The organism is Pseudoflavonifractor capillosus (assembly GCF_016902575.1).
Lineage (GTDB): Bacteria > Bacillota > Clostridia > Oscillospirales > Oscillospiraceae > Enterenecus > Enterenecus capillosus_A.
In genome coordinates, this window is the sequence record NZ_JACSNZ010000004.1 from 110,738 (window position 1) to 134,205 (window position 23,468).

23 protein-coding genes are annotated in these 23,468 nt (G+C 56.5%); 18 read left to right on the plus strand and 5 right to left on the minus strand.

Annotated elements, in window-relative coordinates; all coding sequences use genetic code 11:
- Window positions 1-87: 87 nt before the first annotated feature.
- The 5 genes from H9X86_RS02885 to H9X86_RS02905 all read right to left on the minus strand — a co-directional run bounded on the left by H9X86_RS02885 (window position 88) and on the right by H9X86_RS02905 (window position 5,364).
- A complete protein-coding gene (locus H9X86_RS02885) occupies window positions 88-1,428 on the minus strand; it encodes a DUF1576 domain-containing protein (RefSeq protein WP_204900075.1) in 1,341 nt (446 codons plus the stop codon).
- 33 nt (window positions 1,429-1,461) lie between these two features.
- On the minus strand, window positions 1,462-3,063 hold the full coding sequence (locus H9X86_RS02890; RefSeq protein ID WP_204900076.1) for an MBL fold metallo-hydrolase RNA specificity domain-containing protein: 1,602 nt from the start codon (window positions 3,061-3,063) through the stop codon (window positions 1,462-1,464).
- 130 nt (window positions 3,064-3,193) lie between these two features.
- On the minus strand, window positions 3,194-4,108 hold the full coding sequence (tsf, locus tag H9X86_RS02895; RefSeq protein ID WP_204900077.1) for a translation elongation factor Ts: 915 nt from the start codon (window positions 4,106-4,108) through the stop codon (window positions 3,194-3,196).
- A 74-nt stretch (window positions 4,109-4,182) separates the two neighbouring features.
- Window positions 4,183-4,914, minus strand: a complete 732-nt coding sequence (gene rpsB, locus H9X86_RS02900) for a 30S ribosomal protein S2 (protein ID WP_204900078.1) — start codon at window positions 4,912-4,914, stop codon at window positions 4,183-4,185.
- Between the two features lie 168 nt (window positions 4,915-5,082).
- Complete coding sequence (locus tag H9X86_RS02905) at window positions 5,083-5,364, minus strand: YlmC/YmxH family sporulation protein (protein ID WP_204900079.1); 282 nt, start codon at window positions 5,362-5,364, stop codon at window positions 5,083-5,085.
- Window positions 5,365-5,548: 184 nt separating this feature from the next.
- On the opposite strand from H9X86_RS02905, the gene pyrH reads away from it, so the two are divergent.
- From pyrH to H9X86_RS02995, 18 genes are all read left to right on the plus strand, one after another.
- Window positions 5,549-6,265, plus strand: coding sequence for a UMP kinase (gene pyrH / locus H9X86_RS02910; RefSeq protein ID WP_204900080.1), 717 nt, complete (start codon window positions 5,549-5,551; stop codon window positions 6,263-6,265).
- A gap of 14 nt (window positions 6,266-6,279) precedes the next feature.
- Window positions 6,280-6,834, plus strand: a complete 555-nt coding sequence (gene frr / locus H9X86_RS02915; RefSeq protein ID WP_204900081.1) for a ribosome recycling factor — start codon at window positions 6,280-6,282, stop codon at window positions 6,832-6,834.
- Between the two features lie 109 nt (window positions 6,835-6,943).
- On the plus strand, window positions 6,944-7,687 hold the full coding sequence (gene uppS / locus H9X86_RS02920; protein WP_204900082.1) for an undecaprenyl pyrophosphate synthase: 744 nt from the start codon (window positions 6,944-6,946) through the stop codon (window positions 7,685-7,687).
- A gap of 3 nt (window positions 7,688-7,690) precedes the next feature.
- The gene (locus H9X86_RS02925) at window positions 7,691-8,515 is read left to right on the plus strand and encodes a phosphatidate cytidylyltransferase (RefSeq protein ID WP_204900083.1); all 825 of its coding nucleotides are present in this window, start codon (window positions 7,691-7,693) and stop codon (window positions 8,513-8,515) included.
- Window positions 8,516-8,553: 38 nt separating this feature from the next.
- Window positions 8,554-9,702 (plus strand): 1-deoxy-D-xylulose-5-phosphate reductoisomerase, encoded by a 1,149-nt coding sequence (locus H9X86_RS02930; protein ID WP_204900084.1) that lies wholly within the window; start codon window positions 8,554-8,556, stop codon window positions 9,700-9,702.
- An 11-nt stretch (window positions 9,703-9,713) separates the two neighbouring features.
- Window positions 9,714-10,784 (plus strand): M50 family metallopeptidase, encoded by a 1,071-nt coding sequence (locus tag H9X86_RS02935; RefSeq protein ID WP_243416804.1) that lies wholly within the window; start codon window positions 9,714-9,716, stop codon window positions 10,782-10,784.
- A 24-nt stretch (window positions 10,785-10,808) separates the two neighbouring features.
- The gene (gene ispG / locus H9X86_RS02940) at window positions 10,809-11,846 is read left to right on the plus strand and encodes a flavodoxin-dependent (E)-4-hydroxy-3-methylbut-2-enyl-diphosphate synthase (protein WP_204900085.1); all 1,038 of its coding nucleotides are present in this window, start codon (window positions 10,809-10,811) and stop codon (window positions 11,844-11,846) included.
- 15 nt (window positions 11,847-11,861) lie between these two features.
- Window positions 11,862-15,995 (plus strand): PolC-type DNA polymerase III, encoded by a 4,134-nt coding sequence (locus H9X86_RS02945; protein ID WP_204900086.1) that lies wholly within the window; start codon window positions 11,862-11,864, stop codon window positions 15,993-15,995.
- A gap of 116 nt (window positions 15,996-16,111) precedes the next feature.
- Window positions 16,112-17,278 carry an ATP phosphoribosyltransferase regulatory subunit gene (gene hisZ, locus H9X86_RS02950; protein ID WP_204900087.1) on the plus strand — a complete coding sequence of 389 codons (1,167 nt, stop codon included), beginning with the start codon at window positions 16,112-16,114 and terminating at the stop codon, window positions 17,276-17,278.
- Window positions 17,275-17,913, plus strand: a complete 639-nt coding sequence (hisG, locus tag H9X86_RS02955; protein ID WP_204900088.1) for an ATP phosphoribosyltransferase — start codon at window positions 17,275-17,277, stop codon at window positions 17,911-17,913. The genes hisZ and hisG overlap by 4 nt, the downstream gene beginning before the upstream one ends.
- Window positions 17,914-17,932: 19 nt before the next feature.
- Window positions 17,933-19,228 (plus strand): histidinol dehydrogenase, encoded by a 1,296-nt coding sequence (gene hisD, locus H9X86_RS02960; protein ID WP_204900089.1) that lies wholly within the window; start codon window positions 17,933-17,935, stop codon window positions 19,226-19,228.
- Window positions 19,229-19,230: 2 nt separating this feature from the next.
- A complete protein-coding gene (gene hisB, locus H9X86_RS02965) occupies window positions 19,231-19,806 on the plus strand; it encodes an imidazoleglycerol-phosphate dehydratase HisB (RefSeq protein ID WP_204900090.1) in 576 nt (191 codons plus the stop codon).
- A 17-nt stretch (window positions 19,807-19,823) separates the two neighbouring features.
- Window positions 19,824-20,432, plus strand: a complete 609-nt coding sequence (gene hisH, locus H9X86_RS02970) for an imidazole glycerol phosphate synthase subunit HisH (RefSeq protein ID WP_204900091.1) — start codon at window positions 19,824-19,826, stop codon at window positions 20,430-20,432.
- A complete protein-coding gene (gene hisA, locus H9X86_RS02975) occupies window positions 20,429-21,151 on the plus strand; it encodes a 1-(5-phosphoribosyl)-5-[(5-phosphoribosylamino)methylideneamino]imidazole-4-carboxamide isomerase (protein ID WP_204900092.1) in 723 nt (240 codons plus the stop codon). Before hisH ends, hisA begins: the two co-directional genes overlap by 4 nt.
- Window positions 21,145-21,921 carry an imidazole glycerol phosphate synthase subunit HisF gene (hisF, locus tag H9X86_RS02980; RefSeq protein ID WP_204900093.1) on the plus strand — a complete coding sequence of 259 codons (777 nt, stop codon included), beginning with the start codon at window positions 21,145-21,147 and terminating at the stop codon, window positions 21,919-21,921. The genes hisA and hisF overlap by 7 nt, the downstream gene beginning before the upstream one ends.
- On the plus strand, window positions 21,914-22,234 hold the full coding sequence (gene hisI / locus H9X86_RS02985; protein WP_204900094.1) for a phosphoribosyl-AMP cyclohydrolase: 321 nt from the start codon (window positions 21,914-21,916) through the stop codon (window positions 22,232-22,234). The genes hisF and hisI overlap by 8 nt, the downstream gene beginning before the upstream one ends.
- 40 nt (window positions 22,235-22,274) lie before the next feature.
- The gene (hisE, locus tag H9X86_RS02990; protein WP_204900095.1) at window positions 22,275-22,601 is read left to right on the plus strand and encodes a phosphoribosyl-ATP diphosphatase; all 327 of its coding nucleotides are present in this window, start codon (window positions 22,275-22,277) and stop codon (window positions 22,599-22,601) included.
- Window position 22,602: 1 nt separating this feature from the next.
- Window positions 22,603-23,325, plus strand: coding sequence for a Bax inhibitor-1/YccA family protein (locus tag H9X86_RS02995; protein WP_204900096.1), 723 nt, complete (start codon window positions 22,603-22,605; stop codon window positions 23,323-23,325).
- Window positions 23,326-23,468 lie beyond the last annotated feature (143 nt).

The following is a 23,468-nucleotide window of genomic DNA, read 5'->3' on the forward strand; positions in this document are numbered from 1 at the left end:
TGGTGCAAGTATAGGCGTCTTCTGACAGCCCACGGATTGCTTCGGCAATCTTATACATTGTATCAAATCAGTACATTTCTGTCAATGTCAAACAGGGTCCTCCATGCCATCATAGGTGTGAGCGGTGAGGATTTCATGAGATTGTGGGGTGTCATCCTCATAGATTTCAAATAGATCCTCGTCTTGGAGGGTGGGTCGGCGGTGACGGAACAGGGAGGTGACAACAGGATAGAGTACCAGGGCCACCAGCCCAGCGGAGAAGCCGTTGTTGTACAGATTCATGCCCTCCAAGGGCAGCCCGGCCTGAAGCACCACAGCGGAGTGGATGACTCCGGCCAAAATACCGAAAGGCCAGCCGAACACACCGGAAAAGGGAGCCAAGGCGGTGCCGAACAGGGAAGCAAGCTGCAAGGATTCATTGTTGGCTGAGACATGGAGAAAGGTGCTGCCCAGCAGCACACCGATCATCACAGGGGCGATGTTGAACAGGTGCTTGCCGTAGGCGGAAAACCCGATGATGGTGAAGATGCCGCCCAGAGTTGGCCCATTCAAATCCCCGCCGGTTACCAGAATATACACCATGGCAAATAGTCCGTTGATTCCCATGTTCACCAATACTGGCCCATGACCAAATACACGCAGATAGTCGCTGGGGGCACGGCCTGAGGTGTGCAGCAGTTTCCAGTAGCCGATCAGGGTGGCTTTGGGATGGGGAAACAGACCGCTGAGGATAAAGCTGATACAGATCAACGACAGGAATATGGAAAATTCCAGATTGTTTCCCCCAGACCATATGAGATGGGAGGCGGGGGACAGGCCCAGAGCCTTGAATATGGGCACGAAGATCATGGCCACCAAACCGCAGGCAAAGCCGGTACTGTACAGATTCATACCGTTTTGGATGCGAAAGGCGTACTCGGACACTGGGGCAATGAGAAAACCAATGAGCAGTCCTACCACAATGCCCACCCATGGACTTACGTCGCAGCCCATAAAGCTGACCATGGGGGCCAGTGAGGTGCCCAACATAGCCACATTGACATACTTAGACAGGCATTCACGCTTCAAAAAAGCATAAACCACGGTACCAAACAGAATGGGCCAGATGTTCAGAATGTTTTTTCCGAACAGTGAAAACCCCGCCATCAGGCTGATGGTGACCACAGTGGAGCCATTGGGGGTTTCCCCCACCAGATAGAAGATGGCCACGGTAATGAGGGTGACAAGTCCTGCATTGACAAATGTGGGGCCGATTCCAGACAGCTGGACGTAGTCAGTGATAAGGACATCTTCGTGCAATAAAATCGTCTGAAACCCCTGGGGAAGTCCCCAGGGGTGAAACAGACCAAATAACAGTAGAAGCACGCCGAATGCAGCGGCAGCGGGAAGCAGCGCTGCGTTGCGGCGATGAACATGGGGTAGGTGCATATACTCTCTCTTCTCCTTATGTTCTGGACGGGGTCACCGATCCCATTTTTCGATGAGAGCCCGGAGCTGGTCGGCAAACTTGCCCAAATCCTTGTTGGAACCGCCTTTGTTATGGGCGATAACCTCCATGAGTCGCTTGCCCACATCCTCCAGACGTCGATAGGCAGGGGAAGCGGGGGAGGGCAGAGCCGTAGCAGGCTTGCGCTGGAGGATGACGCCGGGAGCCAGCATACGATCAGCCAGCAAGTCATAGACCTCCTCGTAGTTGGGGGAATGGGCCTGGAAGCCCAAGTCCCGCAGGGTCTGGGCATAGGTCTCGGTGACGCTGCTCTCGCCGTGAACCACAAAGACATGCTGGGGTTTGGGAGAGTAGGCGTTCATCCAGGCGATGAGTCCGTTTTTGTCAGCGTGGGAGCTCAGGCCGGGGAAGTTGACAATGCGGGCTCGCACCGAAATTTCCTCCCCGAAGAGTTTGACGTGGGTTACCCCGTCCAGCAATCGACGTCCCAGGCTGCCCTCGGCCTGATAGCCCACAAACACAACAGCGCATTCCTCCCGCCAGAGATTGTGTTTGAGGTGGTGGCGGATGCGCCCGGCATCACACATACCGGAGGCGGAGATAATGACCTTAGGGTTGGGGTCAGAATTGAGGGCCATGGACTCCTGGGTGGACTCGGTGATGTTCAGGCCGGGGAACTGGAACAGCGCTCCGCCTTTGAGAGCCTCGATGGCCTCCTCATCCAGGTAGCCATGGAGATCACCGGAGAAGATGCGGGTGGCGGCGCCAGCCAGGGGAGAGTCTACATACACCTGGAAGTCGGGAACGCTTTTCACCAGCCGCTGCTCCTTCATCTCCCGCATGAAGTACAGCAGCTCTTGGGTGCGCCCCACGGCAAAGGAGGGGATCACCACGTTGCCGCCCTTACTCAGTGTCTCGTCAATGAGTTGTGCCAAATCACCGGTGTAGTCTGGGTCTATGTCCATATCATGGAGTCGATCGCCATAGGTGCTCTCGGTGACCACATAGTCAGCCTCTGTAATGAACTGGGGATCCCGGATGATGGGCTGCTCTCGGTTGCCGATATCTCCGGAGAAGACGATTTTTTTGGTCTCTCCGTTTTCCGTCAGCCACAGCTCTGCGCTGGCTGAACCCAGCAGGTGTCCGGCATCGGTGAATCGCAGTTTGATGTCGTCGTTGACCATGATCTCCTGGCCGTATTCGCACACCACCAGGTGACGTAGGGTGCGCTCCACATCCGCCAGAGTGTACAGAGGCTCAACGGGAGGCCGTCCGGCTCGCTGCCCCTTTTGGTTTTCCCACTTGGCATCACTTTCCTGAATGTGGGCGGAGTCACGCAGCATAATGTCCAACAGCTGGGCGGTGAGACGGGTACAATAGATGTTGCCTCCAAACCCCTGCTTGATGAGCAGAGGGATGCGTCCGGAGTGGTCGATGTGGGCGTGGGTGACAATGACATCCTGGATATAGCCGGGCATAAAGTCCAGCTGCGTGTTGTCGATCTCATCACGGCCTTGCTGCAGGCCGCAGTCAACCAGTACTTTATATCCATTGCACTCCACACAGTGGCAACTGCCGGTGACGGCTTTGGCAGCACCGAAAAATGTAAGCTTCATCCAGAGCACCTCCTATGCAATACTGATAACTGTATTGTAATAGATCCCCTCCTATTTGTAAAGAAGTGCTGAAAAGAAAAGGGGATGCAGGTAATAAAACCTGCATCCCCGGTAAAGTTGGAAGGTGAACTTACTTAGCCAGCTGCTTGGCGATCTCCTCAGCGAAGTTCTCCTGCTTCTTCTCGATGCCCTCGCCCTTCTCAAAGCGCACAGCGTCACGGAAGGTGACGGTGCCGCCCAGAGCCTTGGCAGCGGAAGCGATATACTTCTCCACGGTCATGTCGCCGTCCTTGACGAAGTCCTGCTGGAGCAGGCAGTTCTCGGAGTAGAACTTGTTGAGCTTGCCGTCCACGATCTTCTCCTTGACCTGGTCGGGCTTGTTGGCCATCTTGGGATCGTTGGCCATCTGAACCAGCATGATCTTCTTCTCCTCAGCCAGCACGTCCTCGGTGACCTGGGACTTGTCCCAGAAGCGGGGATTCAGAGCGGCGATCTGCATGGCAACGTCCTTGCCGATCTCGGTGGCGTCGATGTCGCCCTCCACGTTCAGGGAGACCAGAACGCCGATCTTGCCGCCAGCGTGGATGTAGGGCACGCAGAAGCCCTCAGCGAAGCGGGCGAAGCGGCGCACCTTGATGTTCTCGCCGATGACCAGAACCATCTCCTGCTGCTGCTCCTGCACGGTCAGGTCGGTGCCGTCGTACTTGCAAGCCATCAGAGCGTCCAGGTCGGCGGGGTTGCAGGCAGCCACGGTGGCGGCCACGCCCTTGACGAAGTTGACGAACTTCTCGTTCTTGCCCACGAAGTCGGTCTCGGCGTTGACCTCGACCACAACACCCACGCCATCGATGACGGCAGCGTAAGCCATACCCTCAGCGGCAATACGGCCAGCCTTCTTGGCGGAAGCAGCCAGGCCCTTCTCACGCAGGATCTCGATGGCCTTGTCCATATCGCCCTCAGCCTCGGTGAGAGCCTTCTTGCAGTCCATCATGCCTACGCCGGTCATTTCACGCAGCTTCTGTACGTCCTTAGCGGTAATAGCCATATTATATTCCCTCCAAAATTGTAAATAAAAGAATTGGCGCCCGCCCGACGGGACGGGCGCCAACAGATCACTGATTACTCAGCAGCGGGAGCCTCAACAGCCTCAGCGGCGGGAGCAGCGTCCACACCCTGACGACCCTCCTGCACGGCGTTAGCCATGACAGAGGAGATGAGCTTGATGGCGCGGATGGCGTCATCGTTGCCGGGGATCACATAGTCGATCTCGTCGGGATCGCAGTTGGTGTCCACGATGGCCACGATGGGGATGTTCAGCTTGCGGGCCTCGTTGATGGCGTTGCGCTCCTTGCGGGGGTCAACCACGAACAGAGCACCGGGGAGCTTCTTCATCTCCACGACGCCGCCCAGGTACTTCTCCAGCTTCTCGATCTCGCCCAGCAGCTTCATGACTTCCTTCTTGGGGAGCATGTCGAAGGTGCCGTCCTCCTGCATCTTCTTGAGCTGGTTGAGACGATCCACGCGGGTACGCATGGTCTTGAAGTTGGTCATCATGCCGCCCAGCCAACGAGCGTTGACATAGTACATACCGCAGCGAGAAGCCTCTTCCTTGATGGCCTCCTGAGCCTGCTTCTTGGTGCCCACGAAGAGCAGAGACTGGCCGTTGGCGGCGATGTCACGCACGAAGGAGTAAGCCTCCTCCAGCTTCTTCACGGTCTTCTGCAGGTCAATGATATAGATACCATTGCGCTCGGTGTAGATGTAGGTGGCCATCTTGGGGTTCCACCGACGGGTCTGGTGGCCGAAGTGAACACCGGCCTCCAGCAGCTGCTTCATAGATACGACTGCCATTGTTTAGTTCCTCCTAAAATTTAGTTGTTGCCTCCGGGAGCCTCATCTCTTGCGCCAACCTTCCGAGGAAAGCACACGACGAAAAATCCGCCCCCGTGCGGAATGCCCTGAAATTCTACCACAAGATTCTGATATATGCAAGAGGGTTTTGCAGAAAATATAGAAAATTTATGTATCCTTGGGTTTGAACGACGGATCAGCACTGGTGTGGCGCTGGCTGCCGTCCACCAAAATCAAATCTTCGCCAAATCGGGTGATGGAAGACCAGGGGAAAATGGTGTCCGGTTCCCGGCCCAACAGGCCGAACAGCCTGGGACGGCCTGAGATGATGACGCTTTGGATTGCCCCGGTCTGGACGTCAATTTCCACGTCGCCAATGTAACCATACCGTGTTCCATCAGCGATATCAATGATTTCTTTGTATTGGAGCTCGGATATACTGCAGATCATAAGGTGTCCTCCCCATGGGTGTGTCGTTGCTATGAATGGACTATCTATATAATGTATCCACAGTCAGTTGGGCTTATACCAGAGAAAAGAGAGACGGAATGGGAAAAAATTTATTTTCCCACTAGGCAAGATGAGGAATCTGTATTAAAATAAGAGCGATCATAAAATTCGGAGGTATTATCCCATGAGTGAATGGAAGTATAAGCGTGTGCTGCTGAAGGTCAGTGGCGAGGCCCTGGCTGGGGATGCGGGCCGCGGACTGGATTTTGAGGTTATCGACCAAGTGTGCGATGTCATTGCCCGGTGCAACAAAGAAGGAATCCAGGTGGGCATTGTGGTAGGCGGCGGCAACTTCTGGCGTGGCCTGAAGGACGGCAAGGGAATGCGGGAGCGCACCCGTGCTGACCACATGGGTATGCTGGCTACCACCATCAACTGCCTGGCTCTGGCCGATATCCTGGAACAGAAGGGTGTAGATGTGCGTGTTCAGACCGCCATCGAGATGCGGGCTATGGCTGAGCCCTACATTCGCTCCCGTGCCATCCGCCACCTGGAGAAGGGACGTGTGGTGATTTTCGGCTGCGGAACCGGTAACCCCTTCTTCTCCACCGACACCGCCGCTGTACTGCGGGCTGCTGAGATTGATGCCGACGTGATTTTGCTGGCCAAGAATGTGGACGGCGTGTACAGCGCCGATCCTCAGGTGGATCCCAACGCTGTGAAGTATGACACCATTACCTATGATGACGTTCTGGCCCAGCACCTGCAGGTGATGGACTCCACCGCCACATCTCTGTCCATGGACAACAAGATTCCTGTGATTCTTTTTGCTTTGAAGGATCCCGAGAACATCATCCGTGTGGCTCGTGGCGAGAAGATCGGAACCATTGTAAAGGACTAAAGGAGGAACCAACCATGACTGAACTGTGCAAGCCCTTTGACGGGAAGATGGTCAAGACCATTGAGGTGGTCAAAAGCGATTTTGCCGGAGTACGTGCCGGCCGTGCCAACGCCAGTGTTCTGGACCGCATTCAAGTGGAATACTATGGTACTCCCACCCCCATTCAGCAGGTGGCCAGCATTTCCACTCCTGATCCCCGTACCCTGGCCATTCAGCCTTGGGATAGCTCCGTCCTCAAGGACATTGAGCGTGCTATTTTGAGCTCTGATCTGGGCATCAATCCCCAGAACGACGGCCGTGTGATCCGCCTGGCCTTCCCTCAGCTGACCCAGGAGCGACGTGTAGAGCTGACGAAGCAGGTGCGCAAGTATGGTGAGAGCGGTAAGGTTGCCATTCGCAACATTCGCCGGGACGCCATGGAGCACTTCAAGGATCTGAAGAAGAAGTCTGAGATCACTGAGGATCAGTACAAGGACTACGAGGAAGAGATTCAGACCATAACTGACAAGCGCTGCAAGGAGATTGACGTTCTCACCGCTGAGAAGGAAAAGGAACTCCTGGCGGTGTAAACGATTCCACTCAATGATACAATACTTGCGGGGCGTATCTTCGCCCCGCTTGTGTTGTATTTTTAGGGGTGGAACGTCCATACTTTGAAATAGATGAGGATGCGTGTTTATGGCATTATTTAACCGCAAATCCCCGGCTGTTCAGGTGGATATGAGCCGCCTGCCCAGGCATGTGGCCATTATCATGGATGGAAATGGCCGGTGGGCAAAAAAACGTGGTCTGCCCCGTAAGGCGGGACACGCTGCCGGAGCTGAGACCTTCCGCACCATTGCCACCTATGCCAAGGAGATGGGATTGGAGTACCTCACCGTGTATGCCTTTTCCACCGAGAACTGGAAGCGGCCGGAGGATGAGGTGTCGTCCATTATGGGCCTTTTGGAGCGGTACTTGAAAGAGGCCATTGAGACTATGGCCAAGGACAAGGTGAAAATGGCCTTTTTTGGAGACCTGTCGCCCTTGAGCCCCAAACTCCGGGATCTGTGTCAGCAGACCGAGGAGATTTCCAAGGGATATGAAGGCTGCCAAGTAAATGTATGCTTCAATTACGGTGGCCGGGCGGAGCTCATTCGGGCTGCGGCAGAGTTTGCCCGCCAATGCCAGCAGGGACTGGCACAGCCGGAGGATCTGACAGAGGAAAAGCTGGGAGAGCTGCTCTATTCTGCCGGTGTTCCAGACCCGGATCTGGTGATCCGCCCCAGCGGCGAAGTGCGCATTTCCAACTTCCTCCTGTGGCAGTCTGCCTATTCTGAGTTCTACTTTACCGATGTGCTGTGGCCGGACTTCACCAAAGAGGATCTGCTGCGGGCCATCGGGGATTATCAGAATCGTTCCCGGCGATTTGGAGGGGTGTAAGGAATGTTGGTACGAATTGCAGTCGCAGTGGTGTTTGTACCCCTGTTGCTGTTGGCAATGCTGCCCAGCACGCCACTGATCTGGTCCATTGTGGTGGCGGGAATTGCCGCCGCTGCCTCCTTTGAGCTGTTGCGTGCGGCAGGGGAGGACAAAATTTCACCCTGGATGACCGGGGTGGCGGTGATTTCTGCCGCCCTCATTCCCTTGGGATGCTGGATGGGGAAGGGAACTACCACCGTGAGCGTGTGCACCTTTGTGGTCATGGCAGTGTCCTTCTGGTGCGCCATTCGGGCCTATGATGAGGGCAATGCCCCCATTGGGTTTTACCATGTGATGCTCACCCTCTTTTCCGGCGTGCTCATTCCCACGGGACTATCTGCCCTGGTTTTGCTGAAGAAGATGTCCCACGGGGAATACTGGGTGCTCTTTGCGGTGCTTATGGCCTTTGTCACCGATGCAGGCGCCTATTTTGTAGGTGTGTTTCTGGGAAAACACCGGGGTATTACCAAGGTCAGTCCCAACAAGAGCCTGGAGGGTTACATTGGCGGTTTTGTCTTTGGAGTGCTCTATGCCTTGGCATACGGCGGGGCCATCCAGGCTATCAGCCATAGTTCGGTAAACTTCCTGCCCCTGGTGCTGTCCGGTTTGGTGGGTGCCCTGGCCACCGAACTGGGAGATCTGTCTTTCTCCTTCATCAAGCGTCAATTCGGTGTGAAGGATTACGGACACCTGCTGCCCGGGCACGGGGGTATGCTGGATCGCTTTGACAGCATGATTTTTTGTGCACCCGTGGTGCTTTTCATTCTCCAGGCCATTCCGGCAGTGTAAGGGAAGGCTTGGGACGGACATAGAAATAGAGGGATCATATGAAACGAACCTTATCCATTTTAGGCTCTACCGGCTCCATCGGGCGTCAGACCCTGGACGTGGCCCAGGCCTGCGGCCACAAAGTGGCGGCACTGACGGTGAACCGCAGTGTGGACTTGGCAGAGGAGCAGGCCCGGCAATTCCAGCCTGAGCTGGTAGCTGTGGTGGACGAGAAAGCTGCGCTGGACTTGAAACAGCGGCTTGCGGACACCTCTATCCGAGTGGTGGCAGGGCGTGAGGGCCTGATGGAGGCGGCCACGCTGCCGCAGGCCGATACAGTGGTCACCGCTGTGGTGGGCATCGCCGGACTGGAGCCCACCTTGGCTGCCATTGACCAGGGCAAACGCATTGCTCTGGCCAACAAAGAGACCCTGGTGTGCGCTGGAGATCTGGTGATGAGCAGAGCAGAGGAGAAGGGGGCGGAGATCGTTCCCGTGGACTCGGAGCACTCCGCCATTTTCCAGTGTCTCCAGGGCTGTAAGGATCGGGGTGAGGTGCGCAGGCTTATCATCACCGCCTCCGGCGGCCCCTTCTTCGGCAAAAGTAGGGAGGAGCTGGCCCATGTAACAAAAGCCCAGGCTTTGCGCCATCCCAACTGGGCGATGGGGGCTAAAATCACCATTGATTCCGCAACCCTGATGAATAAGGGGTTGGAATTTATCGAAGCCATGCGCCTTTATCGGATGCCCCCGGAGCAGATTCAGGTGGTGGTGCACCGGGAGAGCATTGTTCACTCCCTGGTGGAGTTTACCGATGGGGCAATCCTGGCTCAGCTGGGCACGGCGGATATGCGCCTGCCCATTCAGTACGCTCTGACCTGGCCTGAGCGTACCCCCGGACCTGCAACGGCACTGGATTTGCTATCCTGCCCGCCCTTGACCTTTGCTCAGCCTGATCCCGATACCTTCCGCTGTTTAGGGCTTGCCCTGGAGTGCGCTAAGAAGGGCGGTACCTCCACGGCCATTCTCAACGGTGCCAACGAGGTGGCGGTGGAGCTGTTTCTCCAGGAAAAGATTTCTTTCTTGGATATTGCACGGCTGGTGGAAGGTGCTCTGGAGCGGGTGCAGTCTGTGCCCGCCCACACTCTGGAGGATGTGCTGGAGGCAGACCGTGCCGCCCGTCAGGCGGTCCATGACTTGTTAATCTGAGGTGAATGCATTTGGAGCGAATCTTCTTTATTCTCCTGGCAATTCTCATCTTTGGTGTGATGATTGCCATTCACGAGTTTGGCCATTTCATCACAGCCAAGCTGTTGGGAATCCGTGTGAATGAATTTGCCATTGGCATGGGTCCTGCCCTGTGGTCTCGTACCCGTGGAGAGACGCAGTATTCTCTGCGAGCCTTTCCCATCGGCGGTTACTGCGCCATGGAGGGGGAGGACGAGGACACCGGGGATGACAGGGCTTTCAGCATCCAGCCTGCCTGGAAAAAGATCATTGTGCTGTGTGCCGGTTCCTTCATGAACTTTCTCATGGGACTGGTCATCGTCCTGGTGCTGTTCGCCGGCGTCACAAGCGCACGAGTCCCGGTGATTACCCAACTGGCAGATGGATTCCAGCTGCAAGGGGAGTCGGGGCTCATGGTGGGGGATGAAATCCTCTCCGTGGACGGTCACGGCATCTGGGTCTATGAGGATGTGCTCACCTTCCTCTCCCGCAACGATGGCACGGGTATTGACCTGGTAGTGCTGCGAGACGGGGAAAAGGTGGTGCTCAATGACCTGCCCATGGAACGGTTTGAATACGAATATCAGGGACAGACCGCCTATGGCTTTGGCCTCATCTTTGAACAAGTGGAGCCTCTGTCTGTGTGGGGGCGCATCCAACTGGCCACGGCACAGACCTTCGACTTTGTTCGTATTGTTTGGATGAGCCTGGGCGACCTCATCACTGGCCGGGTGGGTGTGGACCAGATGTCCGGAGTCATCGGGGTGGTGGATGTGGTATCTGAAGTGGGTACCCAGTCCGCTTCCATCCTGGTGGGCGTTCAAAATGTATTCTATATCATGGCCCTCATTGCCGTAAACCTGGCGGTGATGAATATGCTGCCCATTCCTGCCTTGGATGGAGGGCGTGTGCTCTTTGTGATTCTCAATGGGGTTTCCTACCTGTTGTTCCGGCGGCACATCCCTCAACGGCTGGAAGGATATATCCATGCCGTGGCTCTGGTGCTGCTGCTGGTGGTAATGCTGCTCATTGCTTTCCAGGATGTCTGGAAAATTGTCGTATAATTGCGGAAAAGGAAGTGACCTTGCATGACTCGTCAAATTCATGTGGGGAACGTCGCCATCGGAGGCGGCGCCCCCGTCTCCATCCAATCCATGACCAACACCCCAACCCACGATGTGGAAGCCACACTGGCTCAGATTCGGGCCTTGGCAGCGGCCGGGTGTGAAATTGTGCGGGTGGCTGTGCCCGATGAACGGGCCGCTCAAGCCATTGCCGCACTGAAAGCAGGTAGTCCGCTGCCGCTGGTGGCGGACATCCACTTTGACTACCGTCTGGCTCTCACTGCCGTGGAGGGCGGCATTGACAAGATCCGCATCAACCCTGGCAATATCGGCTCAGAGGACCGGGTGGAGGCGGTGGCAAAGGCCTGCAAAGAGCGGGGCATCCCCATTCGCATTGGGGTTAATGGCGGCTCGCTGGAGAAGCCTCTGCTGGAAAAGTACGGCGGCCCCACTCCCGAGGCATTGGTGGAAAGTGCGCTGGGCCATGTGGCCCTGCTGGAGAAGTACGGTTTTGAGGATATCTGCATCTCCATGAAGTCCTCTTCTGTGCCCACCACCATGCGGGCCTACCAGCTCATGGCCCAGAAGTATGCCTTCCCCCTTCACCTGGGTGTTACCGAGGCGGGTACGGCGGACCTCGGTTCCATCAAGTCCGCTGCTGGCATCGGCGGCCTGCTGGGTCTGGGGATTGGTGACACCTTCCGGGTCACCCTCACCGCTGACCCGGTGGAGGAGATCGTGCTGGCCAAGAAGATTCTCAAGGCAGTTGGCCTGCGCAAGGATGGTCCGGAGCTCATTGCCTGTCCCACCTGTGGGCGCACCAAGATCGACCTCATTCCCATGGCCCATCGGGTGGAGGAACTGCTTCGCAGTGTGGACAAGCCCATCACCGTGGCTGTGATGGGATGTATTGTCAACGGCCCCGGTGAGGCCCGACACGCCGACGTGGGCATTGCCGGGGGCAAGGGGGAAGGCGTGCTCTTCCTCCACGGGGAGATCGTGGACAAGGTCCCGGAGGATCAACTCATTCCCCGGCTCATGGAGCTCATTGATACCCTGTGACAAGGAGTACATCGTATGTCAGACAAACCAGTGACATTTCAGGAGACCTTTGGCCAATACCCCTTCCCAGAAGGGGTATTGGCTTGTTTGGCCCAATACCCAACCCAGGTCAAGGTAAACATCCATGCCCGAACCATGGATGTGGAACTGGAGGGAAATCCACCGGAGCAGGGGATGGTAGAGCAAGTGCAGCAGAGCCTGGCTGGGCAGTTTTCCCTTAACCGGGTAACGGTGAATTTCCACCCCCAGGAGGCCCCGGCAACTGTGCCACAGCAGCCTGCTCCCGTGGTGGAAACCCCTGTTCCTGACACGCCCCAGCAGCCTGCCTCTGGGGGAGACCTGTTTGCCCAAATGGAGGCAATGCGGCGCAAGGTACTCAATCAGACCACCCCCGGCGGCGGTCACGGAAAGCCTAAGGTAAAACAGATTTACGGCAAAATCAACGGCAAGAAAAAGCCCGTACCTCTGGGCGAGCTGCACTTGGATATGGGCAGTGTGCTGGTGGAGGGCACCGTATTCAATGTGGAGCACCGGGAACTGCCGAAGCGGAAGGCGTGGGTGATCTGCTTCGACATCACGGATAACACCGGCTCCATCCGGGTCAATCAGTTTTTGGAAGGAGAACTGGCGGCCCCCATTGTCAAATCCATCAAAAAAGGCCAGCGAGTTCAGGTGCAGGGGCGGCTGAATGTGAGCCGCTTTGAAAGCGACATGGTTTTGGAACCCTATGGCATCAACGAGGTGCCCATGCCTGAGGGGCGGAAGGACACCGCAGAGGAGAAACGGATTGAGCTGCACCTCCATACCAAGATGTCCATGATGGATGCCCTGTGCGACGGCAAGGCCATTGTAAAGCGTGCCATTGAGTGGGGCCACCCTGCCATTGCCATCACTGACCATGGGGTGGTGCAGTCCTTCCCGGATGCCTACAATGCTTCAGGCCGAGGGGAAAAGATCAAGGTGCTCTACGGAGTGGAGGCATACTACCAAAATGACGTGGACGAACGGGTGTCGGTACACGGCCCTGGAGATATGCCCTTGGATGGGGAGTTTATCGCCTTTGACCTGGAGACCACTGGGTTGGACCCCAAAACCGATGCCATCATCGAAATTGGCGCTGTACGCATGCGGGGCAGTGAGGTGCTGGAACACTTTTCCACCTTTGCAGACCCCGGACATCCCCTCAGCCCCAAGACAGTATCTCTCACCAGCATCACCGATGAGATGGTGCGGGGGGCGCCCAAACCCCACCAGGCAGTGGCCAACTTTTTGGCCTGGGCAGGGGACACCCCGCTGGTGGCCCATAATGCGGAGTTTGACACCGGCTTTGTGCGGGAGTACTGCCGCAGGGCCAAGCGAGTGTTCGACCCGCTCTACTTTGATACCCTGATTTTGGCTCAGTATCTGTGCCCCCAGCTGAACAACCACAAGTTGGACACCGTATCCACCCACCTGGGATTACCACCCTTTCACCATCATCGGGCGGATGATGATGCCGCCATCTGCGGCCAGATTTTTGCCGCCATGATTCCCATGCTCCGTGAACTGGGGGTGGAGCGAGTGTCTCAGATCAATGGGGCCTTGGCAGGGAAAAAGCGAGGCGGCAAAGTACGCCGCAGTGCCAATCACCTCATTCTGCTGGCCAAGAACCAGACCGGCTTGCGCAACCTGTATAAGCTGGTGTCCCTGGCCCATTTGGAGCACTTCAACCGCTTTCCCATTATGCCCAAGTCTATCATCAACGAAAACCGAGAGGGCTTGATTGTGGGCTCCGCCTGCGAGGCAGGTGAGTTGTTCCGGGCGGTGGTGGACGGTAAGGATGATCGGGAACTGGAGCGTATCGCTTCCTGGTATGACTATCTGGAAATCCAGCCTCTGTCCAACAACGCCTATATGCTCCGACCAGACAAAGAGGGACGGCGCATTGCTCAGTCCATGGAAGACCTGCGCAACTTCAACCGAAAGATCGTGGAGTTGGGACGTAAGCTGGGCAAGCCGGTGTGCGCCACCGGCGACGTGCACTTCACCGATCCGGAGGAGGAAATTTACCGTCACATCCTTCTGGCGGCCAAAGAATTTGATGATGCGGACAGCGAGAACCCCCTGTATTTCCGCACCACAGATGAGATGCTAAAGGAATTTTCTTACCTGGGGGAGGAAACCGCCCACGAGGTGGTCATCACCAACCCCGCCCTGGTGGCGGACTGGTGCGACAACGTGCGCCCCTTGCCCGACGGCCTGTTTACTCCAAAACTGGAGAATTCGGAGGGAGAACTCAAAGATCTGGTATGGGGTAAAGCACATGCCCTTTACGGAGAAAATCCGCCTCAGATTGTGGTGGACCGCATCAATGCAGAGCTCAAGGACATCATCGGTTGTCACTACGACGTGATTTATATGTCTGCCCAGAAGCTGGTACAAAATTCCCTGGAGCACGGCTACCTGGTTGGCTCCCGTGGTTCGGTGGGCTCCTCTCTGGTGGCCTTCATGTCGGGCATCACCGAGGTAAACTCCCTGCCTGCCCACTACCGCTGCCCCAACTGTAAGCACTCGGATTTTGATTACGCCGTGGAGCACGGCTATGGCTGCGGCGCTGACATGCCGGACATGAAGTGCCCGGTGTGCGGGGCGGACTACGCCAAGGATGGTTTCAACATCCCCTTCGAGACCTTCCTGGGCTTTGGCGGCGACAAGGTGCCGGACATCGACTTGAACTTCTCCGGTGAATACCAGGCAAACGCTCACCGATACACCTTTGAGCTGTTCGGCAGCAACCATGTGTTCCGAGCTGGCACCATTGGCACCGTGGCAGAGAAAACCGCCATCGGCTATGTGCGCAAGTACCTGGAGCGAGTGGGGCGGGGCAGTGTCCCCTTTGCAGAGGTGCTGCGTCTGGCCCGTGGCTGTATGGGGGTCAAGCGAACCACCGGACAGCACCCCGGCGGCATGGTGGTTATCCCCCAAGACAAGGAGATCTACGACTTCTGCCCGGTGCAGCACCCGGCAGACGACAAGGACTCCGACATCATCACCACCCATTTTGAATATCACTCCATGGAGTCCAACCTCTTAAAGCTGGATATGCTGGGCCACGATGACCCGTCCATGATCCGAATGCTCCAGGACATCACCGGAGTGGATCCCCAGAAGATCCCTCTGGATGATCCGGACACCATGAGCCTCTTTACCACCTCGGAGAAACTGGGCTTCACCGACGACCCCATTCTGGGCCCCACGGGAGCGGTGGCCATCCCTGAGTTCGGCACCTCCTTTGTGCGAGGCATGTTGGAGGACACGACCCCCAATCAGTTTGATATTCTGGTACGTCTGTCCGGCTTTTCCCACGGCACCGACGTGTGGCTGGGCAATGCCAAAGACCTCATCACCTCTGGCACTGCCAAGGTAAACGAGGCCATTGGCTGTCGAGACGACATCATGATTTTCCTTATCTCCAAGGGCTTCAAAGACACCAGAGCCTTCAAAATCATGGAGGCTGTGCGAAAGGGCAGAGGCTTGCCTGAGGGAGCGGAGAACGAGATGAAGGAGCACGGGGTGCCCCAGTGGTACATTGATTCCTGTAAGAAAATCGCCTATCTGTTCCCCAAGGCCCACGCTGTGGCCTATGTGATGATGGCTTTCCGCATTGCCTGGTACAAGGTGCATCGGCCTTTGGCTTTCTACGCTGCCTACTTCTCCATTCGAGCCAAGGCCTTCGACGAGAAGTATATGTGCCGTGGCATTGAAGTGGTCAAGCAGAAGATGAAGGAGATCCAAGCGAAGAAAAACGCCAAGGATAAGGCAGATCGCCCTTCCGCGGTGGAAGAGGATATGCTGGTGACCTTGGAGGTGTGCTATGAATTTTACCTCCGTGGCCTCACCTTTGCCCGCATGGACATCTCCCGCTCCCACGCTGTCAACTTCCTGGTGGACGAGGAGCGCAACGCCCTCATTCCGCCCTTCACTTCTGTGGCTGGTTTGGGTGAGACGGTGGGCTGGGATATCATGGAGAAACGGAAGGGGAAGACCTTTATCTCCATTGAGGAGTTCTCCTTGGCCTGCACCAAGGTGTCCAACACCCACCTCCAGCAGCTGAAAGAGGCGGGAGCCTTTGGCGACCTGCCGGACAGCAGTCAGTTCTCATTCTTCTAAACGGCAAACAAAGCCCCCTTGTGCCAAGGGGGCTTTTGCCGCATGTTCCATTGACAAAGCGGCGCAACTGTGGTATATTTACTACACTAGCGAGCTAAAGAAAGGCTGGGAACACCATGAACATACATTTCAATACACCAGAGGGGACCCGGGACCGACTGTATGCGGAATGTCTGGAGCGTCGGCAGGTACAGGGGGCCTTGGTAGACCTGTTCCGCCGCCGGGGCTATGCAGAGGTCATCACCCCTGAGGTGGAGTTTTATGATTTGTTTGTCCACTCGGGCAGTCCTCTGCCCCAGGAGACCATGTTGAAAATCATTGACCGCTCGGGAAAGATCATGGTGATGCGGCCGGATACCACCACTCCCATCGCCCGGCTGGCGGCCACCAAGCTGAAAACACTGCCGTTACCTCAGCGATTGTACTATGACCAGACTGTATTCCGCTCTGGGAACGCCCACGAAGGGGGCAGCAGTGAAATTGCCCAGTGCGGGGTGGAGATGCTGGGAGCTACGGGGAAAAAGGCGGATCTGGAGATGATTACCCTGGCGGTGGACGCATTGCGGGCCTGCGGACTCACCGGATTTCACATCGAAGTGGGACACGTGGGCTTTTATCAAGATTTGGCCAGCCGCATGAATATGCCTCAGCAGGAGCAGGAGCGGATGCGGCTGCTCATTGAGGGCAAGAATTACGCCGTACTCAACGACTTTTTAGAGCCATATTCCACCCAACCTGACTGCACGGCTCTGCGCCGTTTGCCCTATCTGTTTGGTGGGGCTGAGGTGTTGCAGGAGGCAAGGGCCCTGGCTGGTGACTGTCCCAGCTTGGACTATCTGGAACTGCTCTATGGAGAGCTGTGTCAGGCAGGCTATGGGGACTATGTGCAGTTTGATTTGGGATTGGTCCATCAAATCGACTATTACACTGGTGTGGTGTTCCGGGGCTATGCCAAAGGCGCTGGCGCACCTGTGCTGTCTGGGGGTCGGTATGATAATCTGGTGGAGCTATTTGGTCGCCGGGCAGAGGCCACTGGGTTTGCCGTGGACGTGGACGCCGTGGGCGGCTGTCTGGAGGTGGAAGTGCCCCAGCTGCGCACTGTCATCCACTATGAGAGCGGATATTTGGGTCGGGCTTTGGAAGTGATGGATCGCCTGCCTGCGGGCACCTGTGAGCTGTCCCCTTGCCGTACTTTGGCCAGCACCATGAATCTGGCCAAGGAGAAGGGAGCGCTGCAAGTGCTTAGCCTGGATGATTCCGGAGAGAGGTGGTTGGAGGTATGAGCCAGAGACTGAGGATCGCCCTGACGAAGGGGCGGCTGCAAGACAAATCTGTGGAGTTGTTTGAGAAGATGGGGCTGGACTGCACCCCCATCCGCCACCCGGGGCGGAGGCTCATTCATGCCGTACCCAATTACCCCCTGGATGCGGTGCTGGCCAAGGCACCCGATGTGATTACCTATGTGGAGCACGGGGTGTGTGATTTGGGCATCGTGGGCAAGGACACCATTCTGGAAAAGGGTGGGGCCTTTTATGAGGTGCTGGATCTGGGCTTCGGCCGGTGCCGGTTTGCCCTGGCTGTGCCCCAGGGCAGCGACTTTTACGCCACCTACAAGACCCGCCGGGTGGCTTCCAAATACCCCAATGTCACCCGGGCATTTTTCCAGGGCAAGGGTATGGATGTGGATATCATCAAAATAGAGGGCAGCGTGGAGCTGGCTCCCATTTTGGGGCTGGCTGACGGCATAGTAGACATTGTGGAGACGGGTGCCACATTGAAGGAGAACGGCTTAACTCCCATTGAAGACGTGGCTCAGGTGTCTGCCCGGCTCATTGTGAATACAGCCAGCATGAAGCTGCATAAGCAGGAGATTTTAGACTTCATCCAACAGTGCCAGGGGAATCTATCCGGCACCTGAGAGGAAAGAGGAGACAGATATGTTGGAATTGGTGGTGGCCGGAGAGGGCCGTGAACAGGAAAAACTAAATAGTATGCGCACCCGTGCCGCCCAAACCGGGGCTGAGATTCAGCGCAGCGTGGCTGCAATCATGGAAGACGTGCGAGTACGGGGCTACCAGGCGGTGGAAGAGTACTCCGTGAAATTTGATGGCAACCCACCCCGGGAGGTAACCATGGAGGAGCTGGAGCAGGCTGCGGGACGAATAGAGCCGCAGTTGCTGGCTGCACTCCGGCGCAGTGCTCAGCACATCCGGGCCTATCAACAGGAGCTTTTGAGCGAGGTTCAGATGGGCCTGCGCATGTGGGACAGCCCCAGCGGCGGAAAGGTGGGCCGTATGGTTCGACCCTTACAGCGGGTGGGTGTATATGTCCCCGGTGGTCGAGCTGCCTACCCCAGCTCAGTACTTATGAACGTCATTCCAGCCAAAGTGGCAGGGGTGGAAGAAGTGGTGATGGTTACCCCACCCACGGAGAACCTCAGTGATGTGGTGTTGGCGGCTGCCTGGGTGGCTGGTGTGGATCGGTGCATTGCCGTGGGCGGCGCCCAGGCCGTGGCCGCCCTCACCTACGGTGCAGGCTTTATTCCGCGGGTGGATAAGCTGGTGGGGCCTGGGAATGCCTATGTGGCAGAGGCCAAGCGCATGGCCTACGGAAACCTGGACATTGACATGGTGGCCGGCCCTTCTGAGGTGCTGGTGATTGCGGATGAGACCGCCAACCCCTGTCATATGGCCGCTGACCTGCTCAGCCAGGCGGAACATGATCCCCTGGCTTCTGCGGTATTGCTCACCGACAGCATGAAGCTGGCCCAGGCGGTGCAAGGAGAAATCCGGCGTCAGATGGGCTATCTGAGCCGGGGTGAGATTATGGAGCAGTCTTTGAAGGACTTCGGCTGCGCCATTGTGTGCCCTGACATGGAGACCTGCGCAAAGATTGCCGATCAAGTGGCCCCAGAACACATGGAAATCGTCACCACCAATCCCCGCCAGGTCATGGAACTGGTACACAACGCCGGAGCCATCTTCCTGGGCGGAAACACCCCCGAACCTTTGGGGGACTATATGGCAGGGCCTGACCACGTGCTGCCTACCAGCGGCACAGCTCGTTTCTTCTCTCCCTTGTCGGTGGATTCCTTCCTGAAAAAGACCAGTGTGCTGGAGTATGGACGGGAGGATCTGGAGCGGGTGAAGGATGAGATCATCACCTTGGCTCAGTCCGAGCACCTCACGGCCCATGCCAACTCCATTCAAGTGCGCTTTGAAAAGGGGAATTGACCATGAGAAAAGCAGAAATCAGCCGGAAAACCAAAGAGACGGACATCTCTCTTTCCCTCTGCCTGGAGGGAGGCCAGGTGTCAGTGTCCACTGGCATCGGCTTTTTTGACCATATGCTCACCGCTCTGGCCTTTTATGCCGGGTGGGGACTGAACCTCCGAGTGGAAGGGGATCTATATGTGGACGGCCACCACACGGTGGAGGACACAGGCATTGTCCTGGGTCAGGCTTTTCGCCAGGCTCTGGGGGATCGGGCGGGCATTCGCCGCTTTGGCACCGCTTACGTCCCCATGGACGAGGCCCTGTGCCGCACGGTGCTGGACTGCTCCAACCGTCCCTACCTGGTGTTCCAGGCGGATATGCCCCAGCCCATGATCGGGCAATATGACAGCTGCCTGACAAAGGAGTTTATGCAGGCCTTTGCGGTGCATGGAGGGGTTACCCTCCACCAGTGCTGTGAGTACGGGGACAACGCCCATCACATCACAGAGGCCCTGTTCAAGTCCCTGGGAATGGCCTTGAAGGAGGCCACACAGGTAGTGGGCACCGGCGTAACCTCCACCAAAGGCGTACTCTAGAGAAACGAGGAAACGGTATGAGTTATACTGCCATTGTGGATTATGGAGTGGGAAACCTGAAAAGCGTGGCCAACGCCCTGTCCTATGTGGGCGTGGATCACCGCATCACGGGAGACCCTGGGGAGTTGGAGCGGGCCAACGCCATTCTCCTGCCTGGGGTGGGAGCCTTTCCTGATGCCATCAAAAAACTGCGTCAGACGGGACTGGATCAGGATATCATTCGTATGGGACGGAAAAAGCCGGTACTGGGCATTTGTCTGGGCATGCAGCTGCTTTTTGAGCGTGGAGAGGAAGGGGAGAACTGCACTGGTCTGGGGGTCATTTCCGGCGGAGTCAAGCGCATGGAGACATCCTGTAAGCTGCCCCATATTGGGTGGAATGCCCTGACCTTCCCACAGCCCTCGCCTCTGTTCCGGGGCTTGGATGAGGGGGCGTGGGTGTACTTTGTCCACTCCTTTTCCGGGCGGGCGGACCATCCAGACCAGGTGATCGCCACCACAGACTACGGCATGGAGGTGGTGGCAGCGGTACAAAACGGCAACTTTTTCGGCACCCAGTTCCACCCGGAAAAAAGCGGCGACGTGGGTCTGGAAATTCTAAAGAATTTTGGAGCGATGAATCCATGATTATTTTACCAGCCATTGATTTGAAAGACGGGGCTGTGGTGCGGCTTTACAAAGGCAGCTTTGACACGGTGCACCAGGTGGCCTCTGATCCGGTGACGGTGGCCCGGGCGTTTCAGGAGGCCGGGGCAAAGTGGATCCACATGGTGGATTTGGACGGAGCCAGGGACGGCGTGCGCCGCAACGCAGAACTGGTGCGGGCTGTGGTAGGCCTGGGACTCCAGGTAGAGCTGGGCGGCGGCATCCGCTCCATGGCAGACTTGGAAGCAGTATTCTCCCTGGGTGTGGCCCGGGCGGTCATTGGTTCCGCGGCCGTGTCCAACCCGGACCTGGTGGCCCAGGCAGTGAAAACCTACGGGCCTGACCGGATCGCCGTGGGCATTGATGCCCACGATGGCAAGGTGAAGACTGCGGGCTGGGAGGTGGACTCTGGTTTGAACTATCTGACATTTGCCAAGCAGATGGAGCAGCTGGGGGCCCGCATCATCATTTTCACTGACATCGAGACCGATGGTATGCTGTCAGGTCCCTCTTTTGAGCGCTTGAAGCAGCTGCAACAGGCAGTGTCCTGTTCCATCATTGCCTCGGGCGGGGTGTCTTGCAATGGGGACATTGTGGAATTGGAGCAAAAGGGCCTGTACGGCGCCATCATCGGTAAGGCCTACTATGCCGGTGCCATCGACCTGGCTCAGGCAGTAAAGGATGGTGGCCCACAATGCTAGCCAAACGCATCATACCCTGCCTGGACGTGCGGGACGGACGGGTGGTGAAAGGGGTCAACTTCGTCAATATCCGGGATGCCGGAGACCCTGTGGAGTTGGCCCGATACTATTCTGACCAGGGGGCGGATGAGATCGTCTTCCTGGACATTACAGCTACCAGCGATGCCCGGGACACGGTGGAGGACGTGGTGGAACGCACCGCCAGCCAGGTGTTTGTTCCCCTCACTGTGGGTGGCGGCATCCGCACCGTGGAGGATTTTCGTCGCCTGCTGCGGGCGGGAGCGGACAAGATATCTGTCAACTCCTCAGCGGTGAAGAATCCTCAGCTCATTGCCGATGCGGCCAAACTCTTCGGCTCCCAGTGTGTGGTGTTGGCCATTGATGCCAAACGCCGGGAAGAGGGCTGGTTTGAGGTGGTTGTGGCTGGCGGGCGCAGTCCCACCGGTTTGGATGCCGTGGAATGGGCCAAGCGAGGTCAGGAGCTGGGAGCGGGGGAAATCCTCCTTACCTCCATGGATGCAGACGGTACCAAGGCAGGGTTTGACCTGGAGCTGACCCGGGCGGTGACCAGTGCGGTAACCATTCCTGTCATTGCTTCGGGAGGGTGTGGACAGCTGAGCCACTTTGCCCAGGTATTTGAAGAGACTGGGTGCGATGCTGCCTTAGCTGCCAGCCTGTTCCACTTTGGAGAACTGACGGTGCCCCAGGTGAAGGAATATCTTCGCCAGCAGCACATCCCGGTGCGGGAAAGGAGTGGGGGAAATGTTTGACCTGGATTTGCTCTTTCAAAAGTCAGAGTTGATTCCGGTGATTATCCAAGATTCGGACACCAAACAAGTGCTGATGCTGGGCTTTACCAACCGGGAAGCGGTGGAAAAGACGCTGGAGACAAAAACTGCATGGTTCTGGAGCCGCAGCCGTCAAAAGCTGTGGAACAAGGGGGAGAGCAGTGGGCATTTTCTCTATGTCAACGAAATCTTCACCGACTGCGATACAGACACGCTGCTCTACCTGTGTACCCCCAAAGGCCCCACCTGTCATACCGGGGCAACCAGTTGTTTTTTTCGAACGATACCAGTATAATGGATACACCCATTGGAATACTGTGAAGGAGAGGATTCCCATGAACGACACTATGCAGAGGCTCTACTCGGTGGTCCTGGACCGGAAGGAACATCCCCAGGAGGGCTCCTATACCTGCTATCTGTTTGACAAGGGTCTGGATAAGATCTTGAAGAAGGTGGGGGAGGAGTGTTCCGAAACCATCATCGCTGCAAAAAATAGCGTAAAGGAGGAGACGGTGGGGGAGATTTCCGACCTCATCTACCACCTGATGGTGATGATGGCGCAGCAAAACATCCCTCTGGAGGACGTGATGGCGGAACTGGATCGCCGCAGTTTGAAAATTGGAAACTTAAAAAATATGAAACAAGTGGATCGGGAGACCTGATATGCAACAATATAATTCTTTTAACCCCGGTGAATTTGACAGCAGCTACGCTTCCAAACAGCTGACCTTAAACCGGTATATATCCCGCACCTTTGGCTGGATGTTCTTAGGACTTTTGGTGACCTTTGCTTTGGGGTGGTATATGGCGGCCAGTGGTATGGTGTTCCGGCTGTTTGCCGTTCCCTATGTGTCCATTCTTCTGCTGGTGGCAGAGGTAGTGGTGGTTCTGGTGCTGTCTGCTGGAATTCATAAGCGGTCGGTGGGTGCCAGTCGGATGCTCTTTTTTGCATACTCCATTCTCAATGGACTGGTGTTTTCGGCCTATTTTGTGATCTATGATGTGGCGGGTGTCATTTTGGTATTCGGACTGACAGCCCTTTTCTTTGGTGTGTTTGCCCTGTATGGCCGATTTACCCACACAGACATTTCCCGCCTGCGTCCCTTTTTGTTCGCTGGTTTAATCTTTTTGGTGCTGGGCGGCCTTGTTTTGATGCTTTTTGACATCAGTGCTGCGGAGCGGCTGATTTGTATGGTTGGCATTGTAGTTTTTCTGTGCTTCACTGCCTATGATACCCAGAAAATCAAAAGCAACTACCAATATTTCAGCCATGACGTTGCCCTGCTGGAGCGGGCCTCCATTTACTCGGCCTTGCAGCTTTATCTGGACTTCATCAACCTGTTCCTGTACCTGCTTCGCTTTTTGGGCTCACGTAGCCGGAACTGAAGATAAGAAAAAATGGGATGCCTTTGGCATCCCATTTCAGACTGTCGAAAAACTTCCAAAACATCCCCGCATCTGGTAAAATGGTATCAGATGTGGGGGTGTGCTTTATGGAGCAATGGAGAAAAGATTCACGAAAAGAGGCC